This is a genomic window from Paraburkholderia sp. J8-2 (assembly GCF_905220195.1).
GTDB lineage: Bacteria > Pseudomonadota > Gammaproteobacteria > Burkholderiales > Burkholderiaceae > Paraburkholderia.
This window is the reverse complement of the sequence record NZ_CAJMZA010000145.1, coordinates 1-307: the sequence shown is the minus strand read 5'-3', so window position 1 is coordinate 307 and position 307 is coordinate 1. Positions and strand designations below refer to the sequence as shown.

The following is a 307-nucleotide window of genomic DNA, read 5'->3' as shown; positions in this document are numbered from 1 at the left end:
CCTGTGCCAGGCCTATCTCGATGAAGTGCTGACAGTGGATACCGACGCCCTGTGCGCCGCGATCAAGGACGTCTTCCAGGACACGCGCAGCGTGCTCGAACCCGCGGGCGCACTGGCCGTGGCGGGCGCGAAGCAGTACGCGGAACGCGAGGGCATCGAAGGCCAGACGCTGGTGGCGATCACCTCGGGCGCGAACATGAACTTCGACCGCATGCGCTTCGTGGCCGAGCGCGCCGAGGTGGGCGAAGCGCGCGAAGCGGTGTTCGCGGTGACGATCCCCGAGGAGCGCGGCAGCTTCAAGCGCTTT

At 67.8% G+C, this 307-nt stretch carries 1 pseudogene; it reads left to right on the top strand.

Annotated elements, in window-relative coordinates:
- A pseudogene (locus U5A52_RS43195) lies at window positions 1-307 on the top strand (PLP-dependent threonine dehydratase); the annotation flags it as partial.